The 25,129-nt window shown below is 47.5% G+C and carries 20 protein-coding genes; 7 read left to right on the forward strand and 13 right to left on the reverse strand.

Features of this window, described 5'->3' with window-relative positions; all coding sequences use genetic code 11:
• Positions 1-12 precede the first annotated feature (12 nt).
• Positions 13-819 (reverse strand): MIP/aquaporin family protein, encoded by an 807-nt coding sequence (locus ACZ481_RS17520; protein ID WP_464766637.1) that lies wholly within the window; start codon positions 817-819, stop codon positions 13-15.
• Between the two features lie 102 nt (positions 820-921).
• The gene (arsM, locus tag ACZ481_RS17525; RefSeq protein WP_464766638.1) at positions 922-1,893 is read right to left on the reverse strand and encodes an arsenosugar biosynthesis arsenite methyltransferase ArsM; all 972 of its coding nucleotides are present in this window, start codon (positions 1,891-1,893) and stop codon (positions 922-924) included.
• Between the two features lie 353 nt (positions 1,894-2,246).
• Here arsM and ACZ481_RS17530 point away from each other — a divergent pair, with 353 nt between their 5' ends.
• Entirely contained in the window at positions 2,247-3,116 is an 870-nt protein-coding gene (locus tag ACZ481_RS17530; protein ID WP_464766639.1) for an AraC family transcriptional regulator, read from the forward strand.
• 192 nt (positions 3,117-3,308) lie between these two features.
• Here the strand turns inward: ACZ481_RS17530 and ACZ481_RS17535 are convergent, their stop codons facing one another.
• Together ACZ481_RS17535 and ACZ481_RS17540 are read right to left on the reverse strand one after the other, a co-directional pair.
• Positions 3,309-4,250, reverse strand: a complete 942-nt coding sequence (locus tag ACZ481_RS17535) for a phosphotransferase (protein ID WP_464766640.1) — start codon at positions 4,248-4,250, stop codon at positions 3,309-3,311.
• A gap of 211 nt (positions 4,251-4,461) precedes the next feature.
• Positions 4,462-4,950: a GNAT family N-acetyltransferase gene (locus ACZ481_RS17540; protein WP_464766641.1), complete on the reverse strand. Its 489-nt coding sequence runs from the start codon at positions 4,948-4,950 to the stop codon at positions 4,462-4,464.
• A gap of 263 nt (positions 4,951-5,213) precedes the next feature.
• Between ACZ481_RS17540 and ACZ481_RS17545 the strand changes: the two genes are divergently transcribed.
• Entirely contained in the window at positions 5,214-6,494 is a 1,281-nt protein-coding gene (locus tag ACZ481_RS17545) for an MFS transporter (protein WP_464766642.1), read from the forward strand.
• Position 6,495: 1 nt separating this feature from the next.
• Here the strand turns inward: ACZ481_RS17545 and ACZ481_RS17550 are convergent, their stop codons facing one another.
• Positions 6,496-7,308, reverse strand: coding sequence for a helix-turn-helix domain-containing protein (locus ACZ481_RS17550; RefSeq protein WP_464766643.1), 813 nt, complete (start codon positions 7,306-7,308; stop codon positions 6,496-6,498).
• 569 nt (positions 7,309-7,877) lie between these two features.
• On the opposite strand from ACZ481_RS17550, the gene ACZ481_RS17555 reads away from it, so the two are divergent.
• Positions 7,878-9,050 carry an MFS transporter gene (locus ACZ481_RS17555; RefSeq protein WP_464766644.1) on the forward strand — a complete coding sequence of 391 codons (1,173 nt, stop codon included), beginning with the start codon at positions 7,878-7,880 and terminating at the stop codon, positions 9,048-9,050.
• Between the two features lie 71 nt (positions 9,051-9,121).
• On the opposite strand, the gene ACZ481_RS17560 is transcribed toward ACZ481_RS17555, so the two are convergent.
• Both ACZ481_RS17560 and ACZ481_RS17565 read right to left on the reverse strand, forming a co-directional pair.
• Positions 9,122-9,991, reverse strand: a complete 870-nt coding sequence (locus ACZ481_RS17560; RefSeq protein WP_464766645.1) for a class I SAM-dependent methyltransferase — start codon at positions 9,989-9,991, stop codon at positions 9,122-9,124.
• Positions 9,992-10,147: 156 nt separating this feature from the next.
• Positions 10,148-10,951 carry a penicillin-binding transpeptidase domain-containing protein gene (locus ACZ481_RS17565; RefSeq protein ID WP_464766646.1) on the reverse strand — a complete coding sequence of 268 codons (804 nt, stop codon included), beginning with the start codon at positions 10,949-10,951 and terminating at the stop codon, positions 10,148-10,150.
• Positions 10,952-11,640: 689 nt separating this feature from the next.
• On the opposite strand from ACZ481_RS17565, the gene ACZ481_RS17570 reads away from it, so the two are divergent.
• The 4 genes from ACZ481_RS17570 to ACZ481_RS17585 all read left to right on the forward strand — a co-directional run bounded on the left by ACZ481_RS17570 (position 11,641) and on the right by ACZ481_RS17585 (position 15,688).
• Positions 11,641-12,588: an ABC transporter ATP-binding protein gene (locus tag ACZ481_RS17570; protein ID WP_464766647.1), complete on the forward strand. Its 948-nt coding sequence runs from the start codon at positions 11,641-11,643 to the stop codon at positions 12,586-12,588.
• Positions 12,585-13,370, forward strand: a complete 786-nt coding sequence (locus ACZ481_RS17575; RefSeq protein ID WP_464766648.1) for an ABC-2 family transporter protein — start codon at positions 12,585-12,587, stop codon at positions 13,368-13,370. Before ACZ481_RS17570 ends, ACZ481_RS17575 begins: the two co-directional genes overlap by 4 nt.
• The gene (locus ACZ481_RS17580) at positions 13,367-14,164 is read left to right on the forward strand and encodes an ABC transporter permease (protein WP_464766649.1); all 798 of its coding nucleotides are present in this window, start codon (positions 13,367-13,369) and stop codon (positions 14,162-14,164) included. The genes ACZ481_RS17575 and ACZ481_RS17580 overlap by 4 nt, the downstream gene beginning before the upstream one ends.
• 468 nt (positions 14,165-14,632) lie before the next feature.
• Positions 14,633-15,688, forward strand: a complete 1,056-nt coding sequence (locus ACZ481_RS17585) for a nitrilase-related carbon-nitrogen hydrolase (protein WP_464766650.1) — start codon at positions 14,633-14,635, stop codon at positions 15,686-15,688.
• A 432-nt stretch (positions 15,689-16,120) separates the two neighbouring features.
• Here the strand turns inward: ACZ481_RS17585 and ACZ481_RS17590 are convergent, their stop codons facing one another.
• The 6 genes from ACZ481_RS17590 to ACZ481_RS17615 form a co-directional block, all read right to left on the reverse strand.
• Positions 16,121-18,865, reverse strand: coding sequence for an AAA domain-containing protein (locus ACZ481_RS17590; protein ID WP_464766651.1), 2,745 nt, complete (start codon positions 18,863-18,865; stop codon positions 16,121-16,123).
• 250 nt (positions 18,866-19,115) lie between these two features.
• Positions 19,116-19,190, reverse strand: a complete 75-nt coding sequence (locus tag ACZ481_RS17595; RefSeq protein ID WP_464770653.1) for a hypothetical protein — start codon at positions 19,188-19,190, stop codon at positions 19,116-19,118.
• Between the two features lie 66 nt (positions 19,191-19,256).
• Positions 19,257-19,679 (reverse strand): Fic family protein, encoded by a 423-nt coding sequence (locus ACZ481_RS17600; protein WP_464766652.1) that lies wholly within the window; start codon positions 19,677-19,679, stop codon positions 19,257-19,259.
• Between the two features lie 246 nt (positions 19,680-19,925).
• Positions 19,926-21,113 (reverse strand): McrC family protein, encoded by a 1,188-nt coding sequence (locus ACZ481_RS17605; protein ID WP_464766653.1) that lies wholly within the window; start codon positions 21,111-21,113, stop codon positions 19,926-19,928.
• Positions 21,110-23,533 (reverse strand): AAA family ATPase, encoded by a 2,424-nt coding sequence (locus ACZ481_RS17610; protein ID WP_464766654.1) that lies wholly within the window; start codon positions 23,531-23,533, stop codon positions 21,110-21,112. Before ACZ481_RS17610 ends, ACZ481_RS17605 begins: the two co-directional genes overlap by 4 nt.
• A gap of 700 nt (positions 23,534-24,233) precedes the next feature.
• Entirely contained in the window at positions 24,234-24,782 is a 549-nt protein-coding gene (locus tag ACZ481_RS17615; RefSeq protein ID WP_464766655.1) for a site-specific integrase, read from the reverse strand.
• Positions 24,783-25,129 lie beyond the last annotated feature (347 nt).

Raw genomic sequence — 25,129 nt, forward strand, 5'->3', positions numbered from 1 at the left:
AGCTTATCTTTCTTAGCTGCATTGGCAGGCTGATTTTTTCATGAGCGGCTCCAATACCCGGGTGAAAAGCAGCCCTGCTGCCAGCGCCCCCATTATGGGAGCAAGAATGTACACGAAGAAGAAGCCACCGGCTTGGTCGGGAAAGGCCGCATTGCCCCAGCCAAAGATCCAGGCCACCAGACGAGGGCCGAAATCACGGGCGGGATTTAACCCCGCCTGGGTTAAGGGTGCGACTAAGCAAATGACGGAACTCACAGATAAGCCAATAAATAAGGGCGCTACATTGTCATCAGGCCGACCGAGATTGCAGCCTTCCGTAAGCGAAAATATCATAAGCACCAGCAAAAAAGTCCCAATCGCTTCGGCCCCGCTGGCCAGCGGCATGGAAATAACGGTTTCGCTGCCGGGCAACTGATAATATTCGCCAAACATTTTCGCCACTTTCATAGATTCAGGCGTACCGCGCACAATCTGCTGTGCCTTCTCCAAGGTGACAATAAAGGGATTAAATAAAAAGTACAACATGAGGCCGGCGAAAAACGCCCCTATAAATTGGGCGATAAGATAGACCGGCATTTTTTTCAGCGCCATTCTTTTACTTGCCACCATGGCGACTGTTACTGCTGGATTAAGGTGGGCACAGGATAAGTTCCTGGTGGCATAAATCGCCAGGCTAACCCCGACACCCCAAATCAATGCGATTTGAAATAAACCGCTGTGGGAATTGAAGAGAACCGACACCGCAACAGACCCGCACCCAAACAGAACCAGCAAAAAGGTTCCTAAAAATTCACCAATAAAATCACGGGAATATTCCACACCCTATCATCTCCTACTCATTTTTCAGCAGCGCGCTTATAACAATAATTTTAGCTGCTGACATATTTTCCACCCCACCGGTTGACTGTTTCCGCCGGCCTGTTAGCAGCAGCTCCAGCCTGGACCGTTGTAGTGGTATGTCGGCGCAGTCACAACCATATCACAGCGATTTAGCTTACGAAAATAATCTGCGGTTTTTTGACACACCGGATGAGGAATGTCACGGGGAATAATAAAGCCTGCTTCATCTCTTAAGCGCTCTTTGCCAAAATAAATAATGGTTTCCCCGGCAAACACCCGGGCTCCGCCGGCAGGTACAGGAACCTTATAGGCGACAATATCAATTGATTCTAAAAAAATAGGCTCGGTCAGCCCATACCGTTCTCTGTCCAGCACCCGGAAAGGCCGCCGCTGTCGAATCTCTATGGTGCCAAAGCCGGCACCGCTAACCTGATCCAGATATTCTTGATAGCGCAAAGCCCCCGCAAGGCACATCGCCCGCAGCCGTTCATCTTGCCGCAATTTCTCAGGAATCGGTTTGTTAGTAATAGGATCGGATATATAGAGTCTCCCCCCCGCTTTTAATACGCGGTGCATTTCCGCCAGGGCCTGCGTTAAATCAGCTTCTTCGAAGATGTTAAACAGACAGTTCTGGGCGGCAACATCCACGCTGCCCGCTGCTACAGGCAGATTAAGGGCATCCCCTTGGACCAGCTTAATGAAATCCAGCTGGAACCAATCATTCATTTTTACCGCAAGGTTAAAATTTCCCCTGGCTTTTTCCAGCATTTCCGGAACTTTATCCACGGCAACAACAGCCTCGGGCCGCCGGGTAAAATAAGCAAATTGCAGGGCCTCCAAGCCTCCGCCCACACCAATGTAGAGAATAGTTTCTTCCGGGCGCAAATCGCCAAAATGAACGGTTGTGCCGCAACCATAATTCATCGCCTGCATTATGCCGGGAACAGCCAGCCCCGGCAAAAACCGCTCCTGGCTGCTAACACAACATAAACCAGCCTGAGGTGTTAAGGCCGCTTTGCGGTACACCTCTTGTGCAGTATCCAAATACCCCATATATCGCCCTCCGTTTATTAATGCTTATGATATCTATAGGACTAATACTAATAGTAGACTTTTGCAATTATTGTGCCAGAAACAAACTTCCTTTTTCATCCCGGCTTTCCATCGCTAAAAAGCAGCAGGATTCGCTATTGGCGGAGATCGCTGCGGCTTGTCGAGCAACCGCCGACTGCAAACAAGCAGTACAGGTGTGTAGCGAACTGTCACATTTTTGGCACACTTTGGTACAGTTGTTTACATTGCGGGACTAACAACCGGGTATCCCGCACCATGCAAAACCAGTCCCACTAATGTCGGATAGATCATCTTCGTTTTTGATACAATGCAAAAGAGAGGAGGTCATACGTATGGATGCACTGAAACAGATGAATCTGGCAATGAATTATATTGAGGCGAATTTAGCCGGGGAAATTGATTATCAAAAAGCAGCCCGGCTTGCCTGTTGCTCAGAATACCATTTTAAGAGGATGTTTTCCTTCCTAGCCGGCTTTACCCTTAGCGAATATATTCGCCGCCGCCGGCTTACCTTAGCCGCATTGGAAATCCGTAACCGCAATATAAAAGTCATTGACCTTGCCATCAAATATGGATATGATTCACCGGATTCATTCACAAGAGCTTTTCAAGCATTACACGGTGTCACGCCGACGGCAGCCAGAAAAAGTGATAGTAGTCTAAAAGCATTCCCGCCAATGACTTTTCAATTAATTATTACAGGAGGAAATGTAATGGATTATCGAATCGTGGACAAGGAGGCCTTCCAAATCGCCGGCCTAAAAAAACAAATCACCCTGATGTATGAAGGCATCAATCCCCAAATGGATGCTATGTGGACAAAACTGACGGAAAACGATTTTATCGAGTTAAAGCAGCTTGCCAATGTGGAACCCCAAGGCATATTATGTGTATCCGCTAACTTTACCGAAGACAGAGCCGAAGGCACACTGCTGGACCAGTACATTGGTGTTGCGACCACTAAACAGGTCCCGGCACGTTGGCAGATTTTACCCGTTGCTGCAGGTACTTGGGCGGTGTTTACGGCAATGGGGGAGTTTCCTAACGTGTTGCAGGCTGTCTGGGCCAGAATTTATTCCGAGTGGTTTCCCACATCCGGCTATGAGTTAACCGGCGGGCCGGAAATACTCTGGAATGAAAGTAAAGATACCAGCCGCCCGGATTATAAAAGTGAGATTTGGATTCCGGTTATAAAAAAATAAGATACTTTTTGCCAGGCTTGTCGCCCTGGCTATAAAAACCAAACAGGCTTACGATGTGCAGCCACCGGGGGCTGTGGCGCTCATCGTAAGCCGTCATACAGAAGGACTAATATATTATATCCTGCCCAGCTCAGTTCCCTTTGGCCGTCCTAATACACAGCAAGCCGGGTTAGGCGCAGTTCCTCTTGTTCGCTATTTAACCAAAGAACTTAACTCACCTTTCAGGTACTCCAGGGTTTCCGTCCTGGCTTTCTCCTCCTGCCCGTCATACAGCAACTGCTCCATAAACTCCCAAATATCCTCCAGGCTGCGTCTGATTTTATAGAATTGCAGCGTGTCAGGATTGATTATATAGCGGCTGTGGGTTTCGCGATAAATGTCCAGCAACCGGTTAAAATACGGGGCCTGCGTCAACAATGCGAAATCCGCTTCAGGCGGGGCAAGTTTCAGCCCTTCCCAGTCGAGCAGAACCAGTCCCCGTTTTGTCGCCATAAGATTCCAGTGGTGTATATCGGTATGGCACAACACATACGGTAACCCTGAGGCCTGCAAGCGGGAAGCTAGTTCTTCCACCTGAAAAACGCGTGCCATGATTTCTTCCCGGTATGGCTCCACAACGTATTTTATATCATGCTGACACGCCACGAGCTGATTGTTTAAGAAATCGGCCACCTGCCCGCAAAATGGCAGGTGAAGCTCCTCTTTGAGGTGCACTGTTGCTACCGGTATATCCGCGCCGAATGTATGCAGTTCGGCCAAAATTCGGGCGAGCTGGTCAACCTGGCCGGGCGCAAGCCGGGCGCGGCCAATGGTAACGCCGTCAATATAGGCGAAAAGCATATAGATGCACTGCTCGTCTGCACACTTGTTTTGCCTGTTAGCGGTCTGCACAGGCTGAATGATCCTGCCTTGTAAGGCAGTCGTATTCAGCCAGGCTATAACCGGAACATACTCGTCGATCAGAGCTGTCCACTTTGGCGTGGAGGCTCTGCTTTTTTCATAAGCCTTGAGAAAATATACGCCTTGAAGGGCTTCCACCTTGAAGGCGAGCGACGCCCAGCCGCCGGTTTGTGGCGTAATACGCAGAACATCCAGCTGATATTCTTGTTTTAAGATGTGATTTACCTTGAGCATATCGAAACCTCCGGCCTCATTCATGAATCATAAAAAGCTTTTTCAGTTAAATATTTACGAAATGCTGGTAATAAAAAAAGCCTGCCAAAAGCATACAGCACCTGATAGAGTGCAGAATGCTTCTCAGCTTTCGATAAAATAAACGGCCGCGTCAGGGAAATAAACGGCGGTTGCCACCGGGGCAGACGAGTGGCGGCAGGTGGCCCGGGCTCTATAATGTTAACTCCATAAATCCGACTAAAAACGGTAAATGGGGATAAGCCTTCGTTCCAGTGCTAATAAACCCCTGCTCCAAATACCAATCCTTTAACCGGGTATTTTCTGCAATGATACCAATCGTTATTTTACTCCCGCCCAGTTCGGTAATGGCTTGACGGGCAAATGCCAGCAGTAAGGCACCATAACCTTGATGCCTCTCCTGCGGCAACACCGCCAATTTTTTTAATAGGTATACGGCAGTGTTTTTTTGTTCCAATTCCATGAACCCAATTAAATGACCTTGTTTAAAAAAACCATACATGCCGTTGCCTTTGTTCCAGTCCGAATAAAGGTGCTCCAGCTGAATAAAGGCGCCATTAGTCGGACAATTCTCTCTGGTCAAGCCCAGGTCATTCGCAACAGTGGCAAAACTCTGCCGTATCACCGCAGCGGCTAGAATCAGTTCCTCAAGGTATAGTTTTCGTATAATGCAGGCTGGCATCAGCATTTCCCCCCCAAATGAAAAATTAGGATACCGATTAAAAGCAGCGCATGTATGTTATCCTGGTAAAAAATCTCGCCATACGGACGGGCCGGCACCTCGGCCAGATTATCTTAGGATAGGCTCACCTCGCCCCGGCAGAAATGGCACAGGGGCTTGCCAGACTCAGAATGGCTATCGTTCAATAGCAAGAAAATACAATATAAAGCGATATAAAGCTGTTAAAATAGTGTCCAGCAATGCGCGGGAGGAGGCATTATAGGATGAATAAAGGCACGAATCAACAAGGTCGCCTGAGGTTGCCGGTTCATTATGGCTGGATTATCGCCCTCATTACGTTTCTGGTGTTACTGATAGCCGGTGGAATTCGGTCGCTACCAACGGTTTTCATTGTTCCTTTTGAACATTATTTTGGCTGGAACCGGGCAATTATCACGTTTCCCCTGGCAGTTAATCTTTTACTATATGGGCTCTGCGGACCGGTGGTTGCTGTCCTGATGGAGTTATATGGAGTCCGGCGCATCATGCTTTTGGCCTTGCTCCTGCTGAGCGGCGGCATCGGCCTGTCGGGCTGGATGCAGACGCCCTGGCAAATGACCTTTTTGTGGGGAATTATCGTCGGCACCGGAACCGGCTTTTTGTCAACGGTTGTGGGATCAATTGTTGCCGTTCGCTGGTTTGTTACACATCGAGGGCTGGTTGTCGGGCTATTCAGCGCCGCCGGCGCAGCGGGACAACTCATTTTCTTGTCGCTATTTTCAAAACTGCTCGCAATATTGTCCTGGCAAACAGTCATGTGGTCTATTTCGCTCCTGGCGCTGACCGTTACGGTATTTGTCGCATTAATGATGCGGAATACCCCCCGTGATGTCGGCCTTCTCCCATATGGGGCCTCGCTGGCACCCGCTTTGGAGCCGCTTCCGCCAGTTGCGGCCATTGCGCTGGTGTTCAAAACGCTAAAAATAGCTCTGCCAGTAAAAGAATTCTGGTTGCTGGCCGGCAGTTTTTTTATCTGCGGCGCCACCAGCAATGGACTAATCGGGACGCATTTTATTCCTGCCTGCGTCGATCATGGTCTATTGGCAATGACCGCTGCGGGCCTGTTATCCGTAGCGGGAGTATTTAATGTGATGGGAGCAGCCGCGTCCGGCTGGCTCTCGGACAAATTCGACAATCGGTGGCTGTTGTTTTGGTATTACTGTCTGCGCGGTTTATCGCTGGTGTTTTTGCCCTTTGGCTTGGAGCAAAACAATATTACTTTGTTATTTTTTATTGTTTTTTATGGTCTTGATTGGGCTGCTACCGTGCCGCCGACAGTACGCCTGACTGCCGATGTCTTTGGCGGGCAGCAAGGCCCCGTTATATTCGGCTGGCTTATGGCCGTTCACCAGGTAGGCGCGGCGTTGGCCGCTTGGGGCGGAGGCATCTTACATACCTGGATTGGCAATTACCTGGCAACCTTTGTGGCGGGGGGCGCCCTGTGTTTTATTGCCTCCTGCATGGTGGGCATCATCCGCAAACAAAAACAAACCAGGGCCGAGTAAATCACCATTCATATTGTCCGGGCGTTATGCCGAATTTTCTTTTAAAAGCTTTCTGAAAGTGGCTTTGGTCGCAAAAACCCGTAGCAAGGGCTACCTCCACCAGGGGTTTACCGGCAGCCAGCAAATCAGTGGCTTTTTTCAAGCGGATCTGTAGTTGATAGCTATGAGGCGGCACACCGATTTCTTTTGTAAACACGCGGGCTAAGTGAAATGCACTGAGCCCTGCAAGGTCCGCTAATTGTGCCAATGATACATTTTCATGAAAGCAGTCTTGCAGGTATTCACAAACGCGGGCTACCGGAGTGCCTTCGTCACCGTCAGCAACCTTCTTTAGCCCTTCGCAGGCATAGCGGGCATAAAGCTGCGCGAGAATATCCAGCAAAAGGCACTCCTTTTCCAATCTTGCCCCGTCTTCCCCCAGAATCCTGTGTAAGCCGCTGATTTGCCGGGCCAGTGCCTGATCATAAACAACCGGTTGGCGCAAGCGGATAGTGTTATCCTGTCGCCGGTCAGTGATTTGCTGCAGCAACGCGCTGAGCTGCACCGGGTCTATTCGGATGGAGCGGCTCGAATAAGTATAGCCGTCAGGCACGCTGCTGCTGTGCGCCTCGCCGACATTTACAATCAGAATACTGCCAGGTGTTATATACTGTCTGCCCTGCTTCGTCTCGTGAATTCCTACGCCCGCCTCACCCACGCTCAGGCTAAAGACCCAGTGGATGTGCCGGGAAATTGAACGAGCAGCATCAACGCTCCGGTATAGCTCCAGGTTAGGTACATCCTTAACCCGCAGAAATTGAACCTTTTCTTCCACGCAATCACCGCCCACACTCAATAGAAAAATACCGGAGAGGCTCATCTCTCAAATACAATCAAAACGCCTATTTCTAATATAGCATACATAGTATGGCAATTGTCCAGCCTATTTCCATTGACGAGTTGAAGAAAATGCTTGTGGTAAACGGTCCCGGCTATGATCAAACGCGTTCGGCAATCGATAGGATATGTGATTTGTTTTAATCCTGGTAGAAAGACACTGAACTATTCGATTTTTGCATGCACCGCACGGGAATTAAGAAAAAGGAGTATAAGCAAGTATCACGAATACAATAAAGCATAGGCCTTTCATGACATCTCAATTATATTTTCAAAGCTTGGGAAGAGCAAGAAAAGGAACATTAAAATAAATATAAGAAGCTGATCAGGAAAAAGCTGAAGGCTATAAAGCCCCTTGCAATAAGGGATTTTACAGCCTTCAGTTTTTTAATGGAAAAACAATGGAATTTATAATATATAACAAGTAACAATGGAAAATCTAAATAGCAGCAAATAACGTTTGGACTGGTACATTAAACATTTTTTCTAAAATTGAGGAGGACGGAAATGGACGAGACTTACAAAGCACACGCCGTGTTATGGAGTGCTGATTTCATCCGCATTTGCCTGGCCAATTTTACTGCCTTTACTAGCTTATATTTTATCATGCCTACGCTGCCACTCTATGTCAAACAAATCGGCGGCACAGAGGCAGTTGTCGGCCTTGTTGTTGGCATTTTTACTTTTTCCGCCGTTGGTATCCGGTTAGTGATTGGCCGGGCTCTGGATGAGTGGGGGCGACGCAGCATCTATCTAGGCGCCTTGGGAGTACTCAGTATCGCCGCCATTGGTTACCAATGGGCAGGAACGGTGGCAGGCCTTTTGGCAATACGGGTATTGTACGGTTTCGGCTGGGGCGCATCACACACGGCGGCGGGAACCGTAGCCGCAGACATTATTCCGGCATCGCGCCGGGGAGAAGGTATGGGTTTCTTTGGACTATCGAATAACCTCGCTATGACGATAGGACCGGCGGCGGGAGTGTTTATCGGCGTTCAATGGGGTTTCCCTATCCTTTTCAACCTGGCAGGGCTTTGTGCGCTGCTTGGTTTGGTGCTGGCATACAGTATCCGCTATCGTCCTGTACAAGCGGCCGGGCCGAGAGGAAGCTTAATTGAACCTGCTGCTTTACCCTTTGCGGCAATGAGCTTTTGTTGCACTACTATTTATGGGGGAATTGTAGCCTTTATGACCCTTTATGCGCAGGAACGAGGAATACATAATCCGGGCATGTATTTTAGTGTATTTGCTGTTGCGGTAATAGTAGTACGCCCAATTGCCGGTAAACTTTATGATCGATTGGGCCTGCGGGTAGTAATGGTGCCGGGCCTCTTGCTTGTTACCCTATCTATGACAATCCTTGGCTTGTCCCACCATCCTGCCCTTTTTTTGGTCAGCGGGATATTCATGGGCTTGGGGTTCGGGGCCACCCAACCGGCACTGCAGGCTATGGCGATTACCGTTGTTGGACCTCAGCGCCGGGGCACCGCTACCGCGACGCTGATGCTGGGGGCTGATTTCGGCATCGGTACCGGGGCAATACTCCTGGGCTTAATTGCCCAGACTGTAGGTTATGCGACCATGTACCTTTATTCCACGGTAGGGGGAATAATAGCACTGATCCTGTATATTGGCTATGAATACCACACCGTAAGAGGCGTGCCGGCTGATGGCCAATAGATGAAAAGGAGTTTTTTCCTGAAAAAATCCGGCAGGCTGCACGCCCCTATTGATAAGGCCGCTTGTTTTGTTTACCTGATTTTTTGCGCCGCTAAAGCAATCCAGTCACCACCCGCCTTATATGGTGCTCCCGTTAAACTATTCCACCGGTGTACAATCTTGAAATTATGCTTGGCCAGTACTTTTGCTATGGTTTGCAACGAATAGTCATGAAACCACATATGATATCTTCGGCAACTGCCATCTTCCTGGATGACCGTATATTGGTCGACCCAGATATCCTGTTCCGGATAATCAAAACCCTGCTCCAGTACTATATGTTTTCCTGAATACCAAAAACCGCCATCAGAAAACTGCCATCTATTTTTCAGTCCTTCGCGTTTTCTTAGTTCACGGGTGGAAACATCAAAAATAAATAAGCCATCTTGCTTCAACGCTTGGTAAATCATTGTTAGCAACCGGTCCCGCTCTTCATCAGCAAAGGTGCATAACTCACCATATATCTGCAGAACGCTGTCAAACATTCCATCATAGCTCATGTCAAAAAAATTCCCGTGAACATATTCGATGGGCTGTTTTTGCGCCTGCGCTTTTTTCCGGGCGTATTCAATTGAGCGCGCGGAGAAATCAATGCCGGTCATATGGATGCCAGATTGACTAAGCCTGCTGCTGTATAAGCCCGGACCGCATCCCAGGTCTAATACCTTGTCACCGGGTTTTAACAAAGCGCTGCTTGTAAGATGCGCGACTGTTTTCTCGATAGCAGCCAGTGGACGGCTCGCACCGTCAAATTCTGGATTTAAATGGGCGGCCAGCAGCTGCCCAGAAATATAAGGGTCATCCCAAAAGGGAACCGCATCTTTTTCAAATAAGGCCGGTCTTTTAGCCGACGCAGCAAGTGCTGCAAATAGGTCGGGCCATTGTTGCTCTATGCTGGTCATAGTTGCCTACCTCCAACTAATTGTATTATTACATCATTAACCTTGCTATCGGCCGGCTATCACTAAGGACGGGCGGGTAGCCTTTGTGGTAATACACCTCCCCCTACTGGGCCGTCAGGGCGCAGTCCCGACTTTCTCCTTGCTGGGCTTAACGAATTATAAAATTTCCAGGTCTCTCAAAATGGCCTTGCTTATCTCCCTGGCCCTGCCGCCGGTCGCTCCATCCGGCGCTTGAATATTGGCGGCAAAGAAATACCGGTTTCCTTGTTTTTCTACACTGCCAACAAACCAGCCAAGCTTCCATTTCCCATCTTCAAAACCTGAGCCTGTCTTGCCCAGCAAGCGTATTCCATTGTTTTCGGACACCGTGATATTTCTCTTGACTACCTCTATGTTTTCTGGCGAAAACGGCAGTTTTCCCGCATATAATTTGCGTAACAGTTCAACTTGCTCACGCGCCGAAATTTGCAGCGAAGAACGCAGCCAGAAGGTAGTCAGCCCGCCGGAAATGTCCCGGTTGCCATATTCAATTGTATCAAGATATTCCTGCATTTTTTGTTCGCCAATACGGGAGGCGAGCACCTGAAAATACCAGACGACGGAATCCCGCGTGGCTGATGCCAGGGTTTGGTCCCGGTTCCAGGCGGGAAAGGAATATTGCTTGCCATTCCAGGGAAACAAGGTGTATACGTCTTCCCTATCCAAGACACCCGTTTCCAGGCCAATCAAGGAATTGTAGATTTTGAAGGTGGAACACGGCGATAAGCGGACTGTGCTTTGCGCTTGGTTAAATACGGTGTATTGGTCTTGCGCCTCATCATACAGGACAAAAGTACCGGTAAAGTCTGAAGCATACTTTTTCAAGTCGCGGCGCTCCACGAGATCAGCGGCATTTACGCTGGCTATAGCACACATAAAAAAGAGTGTCGTAGCCAGTAACGCCAGAAATGCTTTTTTCACTCTAAACACCTCCTAAAAATTACAAATCAAAATTAGTATAACACTGTCTGGTTTATTCTACCAGTAAAAAGCGGCGGGTTGGGGCCAGCCACTGGTGGCAATTATTTTTTATCCTATTAGCGGTAGTGTCTCAACCATTTACAAACCCGCGGTTTCATGCTATGCTAAAACCATCTTATCGACGAAGGAGTTGTATGAATGATTGTTCGGTCTGTAACGGTGATATTCAACTAAATAGTTGAATAGGCTGCTTGACAACGACAGGGGTCTCCTGTCTGTTTAAGCTTGCCTGTTCCGCAAGTTGCCGGCATTGCCGCCGGTGCTTTCGGGCTGTCCTGCAGACTGCTTCCGTCAATCAATCAATACGGCCGGGTGAACACGGGAAATCCGTGGTTTATCTTAGTGCCGCAAGCCGGGTGTAACAGGTCTGTCCTGTTATGCTTTTTATTTTATCCGATGACTAACCTGCAGCTGGGGTTAAACCCCCCACCTGAAGCTAAGTCTACTTTATCGCCGGGGTTTATGATGCCCGCAGAAGCATGTCGCGCTTGCCCACAAGAGGCAGTCCGTCTTCTGCGGGCATTTTTGCGTCCATTGCGCTTTTCCGCCGCTGTCGGACGACAGGCGGCAAGGCAACATCGTTACAGAAACGGAGATGACCGGAATTGAATAGTATTACAGTCAATAACTTGAGTAAAGAATATCGGTATTTTGAAAAAGCTGCCGGCTTAAGAGGCTCCATCCAGTCGCTGTTTAGGCGGCAAACCAAGGTAAGACAGGCTTTGTCGGACTTTTCCTGCACCATCGGCGAAGGCGAGTTTGTTGGCCTGATGGGGCCGAACGGCGCCGGCAAAACAACGCTCATCAAGCTGCTGACCGGGATTATTCAGCCAACCGGCGGCGAGGTGACGGTAAATGGCTTTTGCCCCGCCAAAGGCGAAGCCGCTTTTAAGAAAAGCTTTGCTGTGGTAATGGGACAGAAGTCACAGCTGTGGTGGGATTTGCCGGCCAGCGACAGCCTGCTGCTGACCAAGGCCATCTATGCGCTACCCGATAGGCAGTACCGGGAGGCGCTCGCCTATTTTAGCCGCTTGTTTGCCGTGGAAGATATCCTGTCCGTTCCCGTGCGCAAGCTGTCGCTGGGGGAGCGGATGAAGCTGGAACTGATCGCCGCCCTGCTGCATTCGCCCCGGCTGCTGCTCCTGGATGAGCCGACCATCGGCCTGGATGCCGTTGCCCAGCGGCAAATCCGAGGCATGCTAAAAACCGCCGGCCGGGAGCGGGGCGTCACCCTGCTCCTAACCTCCCATTACACCGAGGATTTGCTGGCGCTGACCAAGCGCTGCATTGTGCTGCGCAGCGGGCGAAAAATCTATGACGGCGATTTGCAGCAATTATTGGCCGGGCACAGTCTGACCAGCACGATTACAGTGGCCTTCGCCGCCGCGAAAAAGCTCCCTGCGCTGGACCATGCGGAAATTTTGCAGCAAAGTGACTATGCCGCTGTCATCCGCACCCCCAAACAGCAGATTGGAAATTGCCTGCGACAGGTGCTGGCTTTATCCGATATCGCGGACATCAAAATTGCCGATGAGGATGCAACCCTGTTGGTGGAAAGGGTGTATCAGGGCCTATGAAAAAATATGGTTTCATCATCAGCAGTGAATGGAAAAACTCCCTGGCTTACCGGGGCGACACCTGGCTGACGGCCATTTTCAGCGTGTTCGCGGTTGTCCTCGCCTACCTGTTATGGAGCGCCGTGTTTGGCGGCGCAGACACGCTGAACGGTTTTACGCTGCAGCAGATGACCACCTATTATCTGCTGGCTGGCATGCTCGCCCCGCTGACCCAGAGCGACGGGCTGCTGCAGGATTTTGCCGCTGAAATCAGGGGCGGCGGCTATGCCAAGTACCAGGTCAAGCCGCTGTCGCCGCTCGGCTATTTCCTGGCCGCCGGCCTGGCCAGGGCGCTGTTGCCGCTGCTGGCGTCAATCACTGTACTATCTGTTGCCCGCCTGGGGTTTGCGGACGCCTTCGCGGTTATTCAGCCGGTCCATGTCCTGCAGGCGCTGCCGGTCATTCTGCTGGGAACGCTGTTCAGCCTGCTGACCGGCCACCTCATCGCGATGACCACCTTTACCTTCACTGACGTCGAGTTTATTTATGTCCTGCAGAATGTGATTAAAGCCTTTCTGGCCGGCGCCGTCATTCCCCTGCATATGGTCTTTGGCGACAGCCTGCCCCTGTGGTCGCCCTTCTCGTATCTCACGTATTATCCGGTGCTGTTATGCCTGGGCAAGGCGGAAATTCCACCCCTTACCGCCGCTGGCGTGCTGGCCGGCTGGGTGCTGGCGGCGCTGGCGCTTTGCCTGGCGCTGCAAAAACAGGCTCCCAGGCGCTTTGAGGGGGTGGGCTTATGAGCCGGCAGGCCGTTCATACCCTGAAAGTCATCGCCACCCTGGCCAGGCTGCAGCTTAGCACCGCCATGATGTACCGCGTCAGCTTCTGGGGCGCCTTCCTGGTCGATTTGACCGTATTTTCCATCCAACTGTTATTTTTCGGCGTACTGGCGCAAAACGGCGGCATCGGCGACTGGAACCTCCACCATTTGACGGTGTTTACCGGCGCCTTCATTGCCCTTGACGGGCTGTATATGGGTACCTACTTCTTCGGCGTCCTCGCGCTGCCTGATAAAATCCGCACCGGCGCGCTGGATTTGGCCCTGGTCAAACCGGTCAACGCGCTGCTGTATACCAGCTTCGGGCAGACAAATCCGGGCGCGCTGACGCTGTCCGCCGCCGGCCTGGGGATTGCCGCCTACGGCGGGGCCGGGCTCGGCGTCCTGTCGGTCGGCAATGGGCTGCGGTTTATCATCGTGCTCCTCTGTATGTACCTGCTGATGTACGCGTTAATGGTGGGCCTGCGCACAGCGTCCTTCTGGCTGACCAGGGTAAATGCCTTTCAGCAAATGGAGGGTGCCCTGGTCGAGTTTTCGTTCCGGCTGCCGGCGCCCGCCATTCAGGGGGCCTGGAAACTGCTATTGTATGTCCTCCTGCCCTATGGCCTAATGGCCAATATGCCCGCCCAGGCGCTGTTTTCTCCCTTTGGCCTGCAGGAATGGCTGTTGTGTACCGGCGTTACCGCCTTTTTCCTGGGGCTGGCGCTCTGCTTATGGCACGTGGGCCTAAAGCGCTATGACAGCGCCAGCAGCTAACGGCTTACACTGGACAAGGCGGTACGTCAATTGACATACCGCCTTGTTCTAATGGAATGGGTACGTATTTGCAGTGTGCGGGGCCGGCCGCGGTGGCCCCGGCTGCGCCTCCAGGCCGGCGGTAACGGACAAAGCGCTTGAATACAAGCGCTCTAGCGCCTTCCTCACCGGCCGCAGCCTCAGCCTGCACAGGATTTCCTTTTGCCTCTGCGAAAATATCCAGAAGAACACAAGGGGGGTTTCCATATGTCCGCCTTAGTGCCTGCAAAAAATAGGTTTCCTTATAATTTGCTGTCCGCTGCCGGCCTAAGCGCCGCCCTGTTCTTTTTCTCCACTGGTTTTTATTAACTGGCCACTGACCTGGCTGGCACCGCTGCCGGTCTGTCTGTATTCTTTTGCGGCGCCCGCCGGCCGGCGCTGGCCGCGCTTACAGCCTACAGCCTTGGCGCACTGAACCTGTGGGGGTATTTGCCGCTGCCGCTTTTCGCCGGCTTGACCGCACTGAGCGCGATCGCCTTTGCCGCGTCGGTCCTGCTGCTTCGCGCCCTGGTCCAGTCCGGCCGCCCCGCTTTCGCGCCGTTTGCCTATGCCGCTGCTTGGACGTCCTTTGAATATAGCCGTTCCCTGTTATCCTCGTTCGGCACTTTCGAAAGCCTGGCCTATACGCAGGCACTCAATCTGCCGGTCATTCAACTGGCTTCTCTGACCGTCATCTGGGGCATTATTTTCCTACTCATGCTGGTTCCCGCCTGCCTGGCCGTTGCCTGGCACTGCCGCCGGCACGGCAACGAGTATCGCCTTGTCTTGCTGCCCGTTGGCGGTCTGCTGGCAGTCGCGCTGCTGTACGGGGCCTGCCGGCTCTATCTGCCGGCCGCTGGACCTGTGGTAACCGTCGGCCTGGCCGCCGTCCCGGTAACCAGGGCTGAACTGGTTAGTCAGGACACTGCAACCGTGAACCATACATTGCAAAACTACGGCCGTAGTGTGGATGCTCTGGCCGCCGCCGGGGCCCAGGTAGTCGTGCTGCCGGAGAAGCTGGCGTTCTTAGCGCCGAAAAACCGGGAGACCGGACTGGCGCTGTTAAGCCGGATAGCGGCGAAAAACCGGGTTGTCCTCATTGCCGGCCTCAGCCTCCGGCAGGAGCGGCTGGCCAATACGGCACTCGCCTTTACCCCGGACGGCTCCCTGGCCGCCGCCTATGACAAGCAGCATTTGCTGCCGGCCTATGAAAGCCGTTACACGCCCGGCGACAGCCTGGCCTGGCTGGATGCCGGCGGGGCCGTCACGGGGCTGGCCATCTGCAAGGATATGGATTTTGTCCTGCCGGCCAGGGAATACAGCCGGCAAGAGGCCGGCCTACTGCTGGTGCCGGCGCTGGATTGTCACACTGATGGCTGGCTCCATACCCGTGTTGCCGTCCTGCGCGGCGTGGAAGGCAATATGGCCGGCGACTGGCTGGCCTGGCTGTGCCTCATCACAACCGCCTTGGCTGTATTTCAGATCAGCCGGCCCAAATGCGACTAACCCGCGCCTTGGTGAAGCATCCTGCTTTCACGGCCAGGACACAAAAACAATCGGCCGCGAGGTTGCCAAATTGATATAAACGAAAAAAGAGCTTTATGAAATCCTCGCAAAACCCTTGCTATACCTATGGCGGCCCCGGCAGGATTCGAACCTGCGACCATTTTGATTCGTAGCTAAGGTTTGATTCTATATTACGTTTCTAAACGCCATGGAACGTCACAGAATTTTTAGTGTGTTTGTTGTAAATTGTTGTCAAAACTACTGATCAGGGGAACTATATATGATCAATTTTCAAATTCACACTAGCTTCATCTGACGCTTTACTTTTGCTTAACTAATCTGTGTCCGTATCCACTGTACTTTCTGTATATTTTGCTCTGTCGATACCACCATATTGTGGTGGTATCTTTATACTCTGCCTAAATACCTTACTTATCCATTCAATACTTCATCTAGTCTTTGCTTTATTTTTTCTTTTTCGCCGCTTCCCATTGTTGCAAACCGTAAAAGAGGTAGCCCATGTTTATCTAAAATACTATTTTTTAATGCATCTCTTGCCAATTGTCTCGGATTATTTTCATGAAAGGCAAAACCATCAACTTCAATTATTAACACTGGCTTCCGATTCAGTCTGTAATAAACTACAAAATCTACAGAAGCATTATGATTTACATAGCTTACTTCTTCCGGCGTTAGCTTATCGTCATTTTTGAGTAAGTTCTTCAGCAATACTTGCATAGTAAATTCAAGACAATTATATGTATCTTCACTAACGATATCGTCTAACAACTGCCACATTATGTTTTCCGATTTGTACTTTGACTTGTTAGGTAAGCGGTTTTGGAATGTGATTAGCTTGCTCGAATACTCCTTATACAATAAATCGAATACAGAAACCACTTCACTCTCAATCAAATGTTCATCTAACGTATGGTATTCGATGTAACGAATCAGATCACTTACTTCTTTTCCCGCTTTTTCAAAAAACGAGTTATCGGTAACCAATACAAACTGATTTTGCGCTCTGGAAACGGCAACGTTTATTTTACAGGGATCATCCACAAAGGCAAGTCCCCTCTTACCGGAAAAAGTATTATCCAGAACCGTCGACATAATCATAAGTTTTTTCTCTCGACCTTGATATTTATGTACAGTATCACACTCCATACCATTATCAAATGTCTTTCCCGCTCTATCCGCCTGGTTTCTGTAAGGTGTGGTAAAACCAATCTCAGTAAATTCTTTTGTAACAATATGAGGATTTTGTAAAACTTCTTCGATAACATCCAGTTCGCGTTGATTATATTTGCCGCGACTTTCCCCTTTTGTTACTTCCCGCATATGGTTTCCCTTGACAGTACGATATAAAATAAATGGAATGTCGCTTGCATCTTCCCGCGTAAATGGAATCAGTTCACCACGGTAATATTTTTGGTTGCAGAATCCAATAATCTTGGGATGACACCGATAATGCTCTTTAAGAATAACTCTGGGAAGTTCTGGATAGAGAGCAAGTATGGAAGAAAGAATATTGTGCTGGAAATAATCGTATATATTTTCCACATCCGCTGTTTGTATTTTTTCTTTTGTCTTCTCATCCACGATCTGCGGTAATTGTTTTGTATCTCCTACAATAATCGCATGTTTACAGCAGGACAAGGCTAACGCGCCTGACAGTAGATCAACCTGTGAGGATTCATCAACAATTAGATAATCAAACAGATAGTTACCCGGTATGCAATTACGTAAAGAATACGTGGTGCTAAGTATAACCGGAAACCGTTCAATGAATTTATCAAAATCCCGCTTGTAAGAGGCACTAGTAAATTGAACGACTTCTTTAGCGTGATATCGGCCAAACAATTTCTGCCTGAATAAAATTGTCGAGTATTCCTTGTGCTGGTCCAACAATTGATCAAACTTCGCATTGGCTAATTCTTGCTCTAATGCCTTCTTGCGCTGCTCAAGGCCTGCTATTTTTAAGTCGTAATACTCTTTTTGTAAATTTAATACAATAGCGATTTCATTCTCTTTTAGTTTCTTAAAATCAGTAAAGCCATATTTTATTAGCAATTCCAACTTGTATGTAAGCTTGTGGGCTTTCTGTTCTTCCAGTGCAAAATAATGATCGGATAGAAAAGATATAACTCGTTCCGGCGTTTTACGATAAAACAACAATCGTTTAATTTCTTCAATATCTTGATTGTCATAGTATCGATTAAAATGTTGTCTCTCTATATAATAAGCCGCTAATTCTTGTTGAACTTTAGCCTGCTCATTATTTAAATTCAACAAATAATTGATTTGGCCATTCAAACTATTAATCTTCTCAAGTAATACGCTTTCCTCAATCTTGCTTTTCCAATCGGTTACATCATACTGGGGAAACTTCTCAAAGAAAGCCTTTCGATTCTCCTTCTTTCCAAGAAAAGCGACCCAAAAACCATATTGCTCTTTTTCCAACTTATCTTTAACATTTTGTACAGCTGCGTTATTGCCTGACACTACCGCCACTGTCTTGCCCTGCATAATGGCAAGGTTCGCAATGATATTTAAGATGCTTTGCGTTTTTCCTGTTCCCGGAGGCCCTTCTATGACTGAGATGTTCGCTTGCAGGGCATTTTCCAATGCTTGCTTTTGGCTCAGATTAAAACTGAAAGGAAATATTACATTATCAGCGTCATGGTTCAAACGCTGCAAAGGGGCCTTAGTTATATAACAGCCTAACACACTTTCAAGATTTATACAGGTTAAACGATCATACTCCCACTTCAAGAAAGCTTCTTCATCATCGTCGATTCTGGTATACGGCGCTATTTCCTTCCAATAGTTTAAGATATCTTCTGCAGCATTATGATTTAAATAGTTATCATCTACCCGTATAGCGTCAGAATTACATACTTCACTTTTCTGTTTCTCAAATATTATTCTTACTCTTCCATTAAAATGTAATATTTGCTTTACGCCGGTTAAAAGAATGTTGTTGTAATATACTACCTGATCTATGACATCGATTACTGCTGGATTTTCTTCAATAATTACGTTTTGACGTTTGTATAGATACGACTTTAAGCTTTTAAACGTGACATTCACTTTTGTACCATGACTGGTATACGACAAAACATTTGAAGTTTCATCTTTCCCCTTAATCAAGATTAAATATTTGGTTTCATCCATATGCTTATGTCCTTTAGTTCAAGTATTTTTATAACTTGATGAGCAGAAGGAATAAGTATTATATATATCAGATATCAAATAAGTAAGAATTGCAAGACTAAAACGTATCCTGTATCTTTTTCTGCCATCTCTGTTTATATCTCAAGTTAATTGAGAATTTTCATCCAACACTACAGTCCATCATTCCGAATTGCAAAATTTATTACCCGAGTTCCCTTTAGGTCCCCGCGCCCTGAACCACCTCAAATAATTACTTGTTGAGATAAATTCGCTCCTTGCCAATTTTCTTCGATACAAGGAAACCACCTTCTTCTAGAGCTGACAAATAAGCGGCCGCTGTCTTGCGCGAAACGCCAAGCCTGCTTCCATGTATGCCGTTCTGGTATAAAACTCATAAATAATAGCTCCACCAGTTCTTTTGAATAAACCCGTGGCAGCATATTTTTATGTCTTCTGCAGTCTTGTCCACCATTGCATGAATATTCTTCACCAATAGCAATGTCTCTTCGGCGGGTTGCTCAATGCCATCTAGGATAAAAGAACCCATTCCGGCCCAAGCCTCCTTCTTCCACACTTCCTGTATTAGCCGATAATAGGCGTTTTTGTTGCGTATGATGTATTCACTAAGATATAGAATCGGACTGCCTAACAGCTCTTTAAGAACCAGGTATAAAACATTTATGATTCTCCCGGTGCGTTCATTCCCATCATAAAACGGGTGGATCGATTCAAACTGGTAATGAATGGGTGCCGATTTGATCAGCGGGTCAATCGTATCATAATCATCATTGATATATCTTTCCAGGTTTGACATGAGTCAAGAATTTCTTGTTCACTACTGGGTGGTGTATAAATCACTTCACCTGTGGTCTGGTTTTGCAAAACCGTTCCCGGTAACTTTCTGATACCGGCTCGTTTTTTCTCAGTGTCTTGTTGGATTTCAACAATCATATTCGTGGTCATCATTTTTTTGCTTTCACGAGTTCATACCGGAGCTGTCCGATAATTTACAACTTATTTGTCAGTCTCTCCTTTTTTAGGTGCAGTTTCGCCTTCGACCTTACTCTATAATATCCTTCAACGCAGCCTTACCTGCTGCCTCCAAATCGCCCTTAATCGAGAAAGACAACGACCGTACACGTATATCCCGAACTTGCTGATCAAACGATTGAATTTCGTCTGTCGGATAAAGCAATATTGCCTCCTGACATCCAGCAGCCACCGCATACGCTATCACCTGGTTTCTATCGGCTGTGGCAGGCGTATAATCTGTTTTATATTTCGTATCCAGCACACAGATCGTTTTCCGTTTTTCACGGTCATACAGCACCAGATCAATAGTAAAACGCAAATCACCTGCATCTCCAAACTGCAGGCGTTCTTGCGACTTTAACTCATATCGCGATGGTAAATGGACCTGTAACCATTCCGAAACAAACAATTCAAACAAACGCGCCATATCCACCAGGAATGGCAACATCACATGTGTCCCTGCCTCATGCTTAGGGCCACATTGATCTAAAAAGAACCGGCAGAGCCCATGGATTGGTTCATAATCCTGATTTAACCGATTATATTGCCGCCGCAAGCATTCACTTGCGGTACATTGACACAAGCTGGCATGTCCTTGCAAAGAGCGATATGCCTTTCGAATCGTTGGCAACACCCGCTCAGAACACAAGCCACTGCGTATAATCCGATGCAAGGTCCATAGAATAATTTGATTATCCTTGATATCTGCTAAGTGTTCTTGATATTCACAAGGAAAGCTCGCGCGATTCGGGCTTGTGAGCATCTTGGTTAAATTCAGTCGCCCACGAACTGCATGTAATGTCTCAGTATAGTCTTCATATTCCCGATAGTAGCCTTTTTTCGCTCGCGTAAGAACACGTAACGTCAATAGATGAGCAATACGCTCATAGAACTCTTGTAAGCTTCCGCAAGTTGTGAGCCCTTCTAAAATTCGGAAACTTTTCAATCGATAAGCATATTCTAGCATTCCGAATAAATTCTCCAAAGGAACCTTCGGTAAAAGCGAAATCCCAAATTCTTTGGCGAGAGGGAGATAGCCCACCCAGCCTTGCGATATAAGTTCCCAGTGATCATTATTTTTGAATGATGGCGCTTCAATGCTCACCTGCTCTCGGTATTCTTGCCAAATGTAGGTGGCAGTTTTCTCTGCAATTCGATCCTTAGGCAGATAAGCTGGCGTATACTCTACAAGCTCAATGCAATCTGCTTTGCTCATAAGAAAACCTTACTTTTTATTTGTTCCCACCGAAACTCGTGAATTTTATCAGGCTGATCGCAAAAATATTCTTCTAAATACGGTTCAATCTCCATTGTCCATATATCTTCTATTTGCTCAGTAAGATCTTCACACATAAAAAAAGAGATGCCAATTTCATAATGCTTATCAGCAATTTGCTGATTGATATTCCTTATAACAGAAAGCAGTCCTTTGCTATTAAAACCTGTACCTTGATGGAACTGTTCTAAAACATCCAGATTTGGCTGCAATGCAAGAAATGCAAATCTACGCCGTAACGCATGATCAACCAATGCGATTGACCGATCTGCCGTATTCATAGTACCAATAATAAAGACATTGTTAGGAATATTAAACAGGCCACCCCCGGCTAAAGGGATTTGCTGATTACGATACTCCAGCAAAAACATTAGCTCACCAAAAACACGTGCTAAATTAGCTCGATTAATTTCATCAATAATGAATACGCATGTGCCTTGGCACATCATGGCACGCTGACAGAAATCCAAAAAACGACCAGGCATAAGTGAATAGCCAATTGATCCGTCCTCTTGCGTCGTTGGCCGTATCCCTTGCATAAAATCTTCATACGAATAAGCCGGATGGAATTGAACCAACTCGCTAAAGCCCTCTCCTTCACTAAGAAGTAATTTAGCTAAGCGCTCCGCAACATAGGTTTTACCAGTACCCGGTGGACCATAAAGAACGACTTGCCCTTTTCTCCGAATGGCTCTCAACCAACGAGTTGCTTCGGTGGAATCAAGATAAGTTTCCGCGACAAACTGATCCATTGAATAGGCTTCATTACATATACGTTCAGGCGTGGCAGAACACTGTGCCAATTTCTCCTGGGCTAAGCGTTCGAATTCCATATATTCTTGTGCTGTTGCCGAAAATATCCTCCCTTGTTGTCCAATATGCAAATTTGCCAAGTTTTCATTGTCAGTGATTTGAGTTTGCAAAATAGGGCAGTCAACCAATGAATAGTCGATCAGTAAATCACACCCCGTGTATTCTTCATGCTCTTTTGTTTTATTGACCCAGTACGGAGATACTTTGTCTTTTATCCAATCTACATCTGAGGTTACTGTTGCTAGGGCATAACAGCCCGCTTCTGCTCCAGTAATCCACAAAATGACTTTATCGCCTTTTTTAATCGCCTGCTGATGTGTAAGGACCCGCCAATTATGGACAGCCTGATCACGCAAAGCGTCTACCGCCTTATAGTATTGGGGATTACTCTTGAAAATCCAATACTTAACCGCCTCTTCTCGGTCTAACTGGGTAAACTCAGGCCATTTTGTTGCCAAGTGGGTTTGTTGAATACGCTGTAGCGCTTTCTCATTAAAGCGGAATAGATAACCCTGTTTTACCCCGCCATTACTATCAAATGGACCTTGTTGAATATCCAAAGTTTGTAGTGCAGACGTTACCATTTTTAGAGGAATCGCTGGTTGCAGTTCATAATACTCAACCTTAGCCAAGTAGCCTGGTCGATCGTGGTAGGAATTTTTTAATGCTTGTGGTTGCTGACTTTCTACAGCAGGAACTAACACCCGGCTAACATAACGCAAAGCACCATTAGAATAATGTAAAACAATATCATCTTCCTGTAGTTCTGTCATTGTATCCCAATGATACAACGATTTGCCGTCACTACTCTTTTGTGGCGACCAAAGCACGCCTTCCGCTTGCTCTGCCTGTTGGGAAGACCCTTGATTAACCCACCAGACACCAATTGTTTGATCAATATCCGACTGTTTTAAACCATCTTTCAGCACTGTAGTTAAGCTATCCTGTTCAAACATAGCCTTACCTAATGTCTCCATATGACTCCTCCGATAACGGCTCCGCTTATATTGCGCAAACCGTTTCTTAATGTTATCCATCGTTTGGGCTATTGGTCCTTTTAATTTATCTGCCAAAATAAGATAGGTCTCAACGGGAAGTGCATATAGACTAATTTGGTGCTCATCTGGCTTACAAGCATAACGAAAGTCACAAAAAAGTGCATCTATTGCTGCTAACTCATCAAGTAGCGGGAAGAGAAGCAAAAGTTGGTCTTGTTTGCGCACAAACTGCAAAACTAGCCAATCACAAAAGACAAAGTTCAGCTTATCACCTCGTCGACTCAAGCGGATAGAATAGCGAAGGTCATGAGCATCAGTTATTCCAAGTTGTATGGCAACAGCAACTATTGTTTGAAATGCCCATTGAGCCTGGCCTATATCCTGAAAAAGCTTACTAAAGGATAGGGCAAGTATTGCCTTTGTTGAAGTATGAAGCTCCAGACGATAAGTAAATGGTTCGTCTGTTCTGTAGAAATCGATATATTCAGCCAGTTCATCTGGAACCCGTATAGCGCTAGCATCTTTTGCTATCGCCTTTTTTTCGCGCACCTGTTGGAGATAGTTATAGCTTGTACGAAATTTATCAATAAAAAATTCCTTTACAATTTTGTTAGTATCGTAACGGATTTGTAATGTATTGGCTTCAACGCCTTTGCGCTGAATATTAAAAAGCTTTACTTGAAACCGTTGATCTTCAACTAATAAGGTAATCTCGTGATGTTTTCCACGCTCAATATGATACCCATCATTTGCTTGTTCAAAATCGGGATGAAACTCTACTGGAATATGGGTGCCATATACAAAAACCGACCAATCAACGTATTTTCGTCCCAGCAGATCAGGAACATCTGGTTGTGACCAACTCCGAACTGTTTTAATAATGATATTTCATCCTTTCTACTCCAATACGTGTCGATTTATTAGATAAATAGTCTATAAATTAAATTAATTATACCATAATATTTCTATCAGGAAGTAGGCTGCAGCAATTCATCCAATACTTACCAAACTATTTTCCTGTATTGTGCCAAACCAAAAAAAGCTGCCGGCATCACCGGCAGATCTCCTGCAAAAACTGAATAACTATCCCCCAGCACGAGTGAAGGGCCCTGCCGGGGCCGCGTACCCCATTCGTGCAGTTTGGCCTCCAGGTTTCGTGCTTTATTTTCGTTCCCGGCGGCCCGCGGACCCCGCCTGGGTGCCTGTATCTTTCTTTTTTTAACGGCCGGTTACTCCCTTCGCCATCGGCCTATAAATTTAACCGGAGATATACATTGTCAAGCTCCTCTTGGGTAATACCGATATAAGCCAAAGTAATGGCGGGAGCGGAATGGTTGAGCAGCTTTTGGATGCGGGTAATATCCACGCCGCTCTGATACACATGATAGCCGAAGGTTTTGCGCAGCGTATGCGTGCCGATGGCGTCGCGAATACCAACCTGCATGGCGGCAAGGCTTAAAATCCGGTAGGCCTGAACCCGGCTAATTGGTTTGCGCCCTTTACGGCTGGCAAACAAATAGCCCTGCGTCACGCCTGTCACGGCAATATATTCCTGAATGGCCTTTTTGCAGGCATCCGACAAGGGAAAGCTCTTGCTTTTCCCGGTTTTCTGCTCACGAACCTGAATGCGTTCTTTATTGTACACATCCTCCACCGTCAGCCTTAGCAGGTCCGATATACGCAGACCGCAATTGATGCCCAGGACGAATAACAAATAATCGCGGATATTTTGCCGTTTGAGATATCGTTTCATCTTTTCGATTTGTTTCTTGCTGCGAATTGGTTCTACTAACTCCATAGGATCTCCCCCTGTTGTTCAATGTAGTGCGTATAGTCTAATTATAGATTGCCATACATTGAATGCAACCGGACAGAGCCTTAAACAGGTAAGTCACAATACCCTCCTATTCCTTATGTTGCCTGGCTTAATCGGATTTCTGCGAATGTAACAGTTTCTTCTTGTGTTACATTCATGGTAATCGCCACAGATTCAGCTTGTTTCGCCTATAAGACAAAGTATATAAGATAATGATAATCAATGTCAACTAAATTCCTCCTGCTATGCACAAATCATATAAAGAGGGCTCCTAGCCGCCTCGTTCCTATTGGTATGACAAAATAAATTTAGCAATTCCGTCAATATAA

The organism is Sporomusa intestinalis (genome assembly GCF_055383785.1).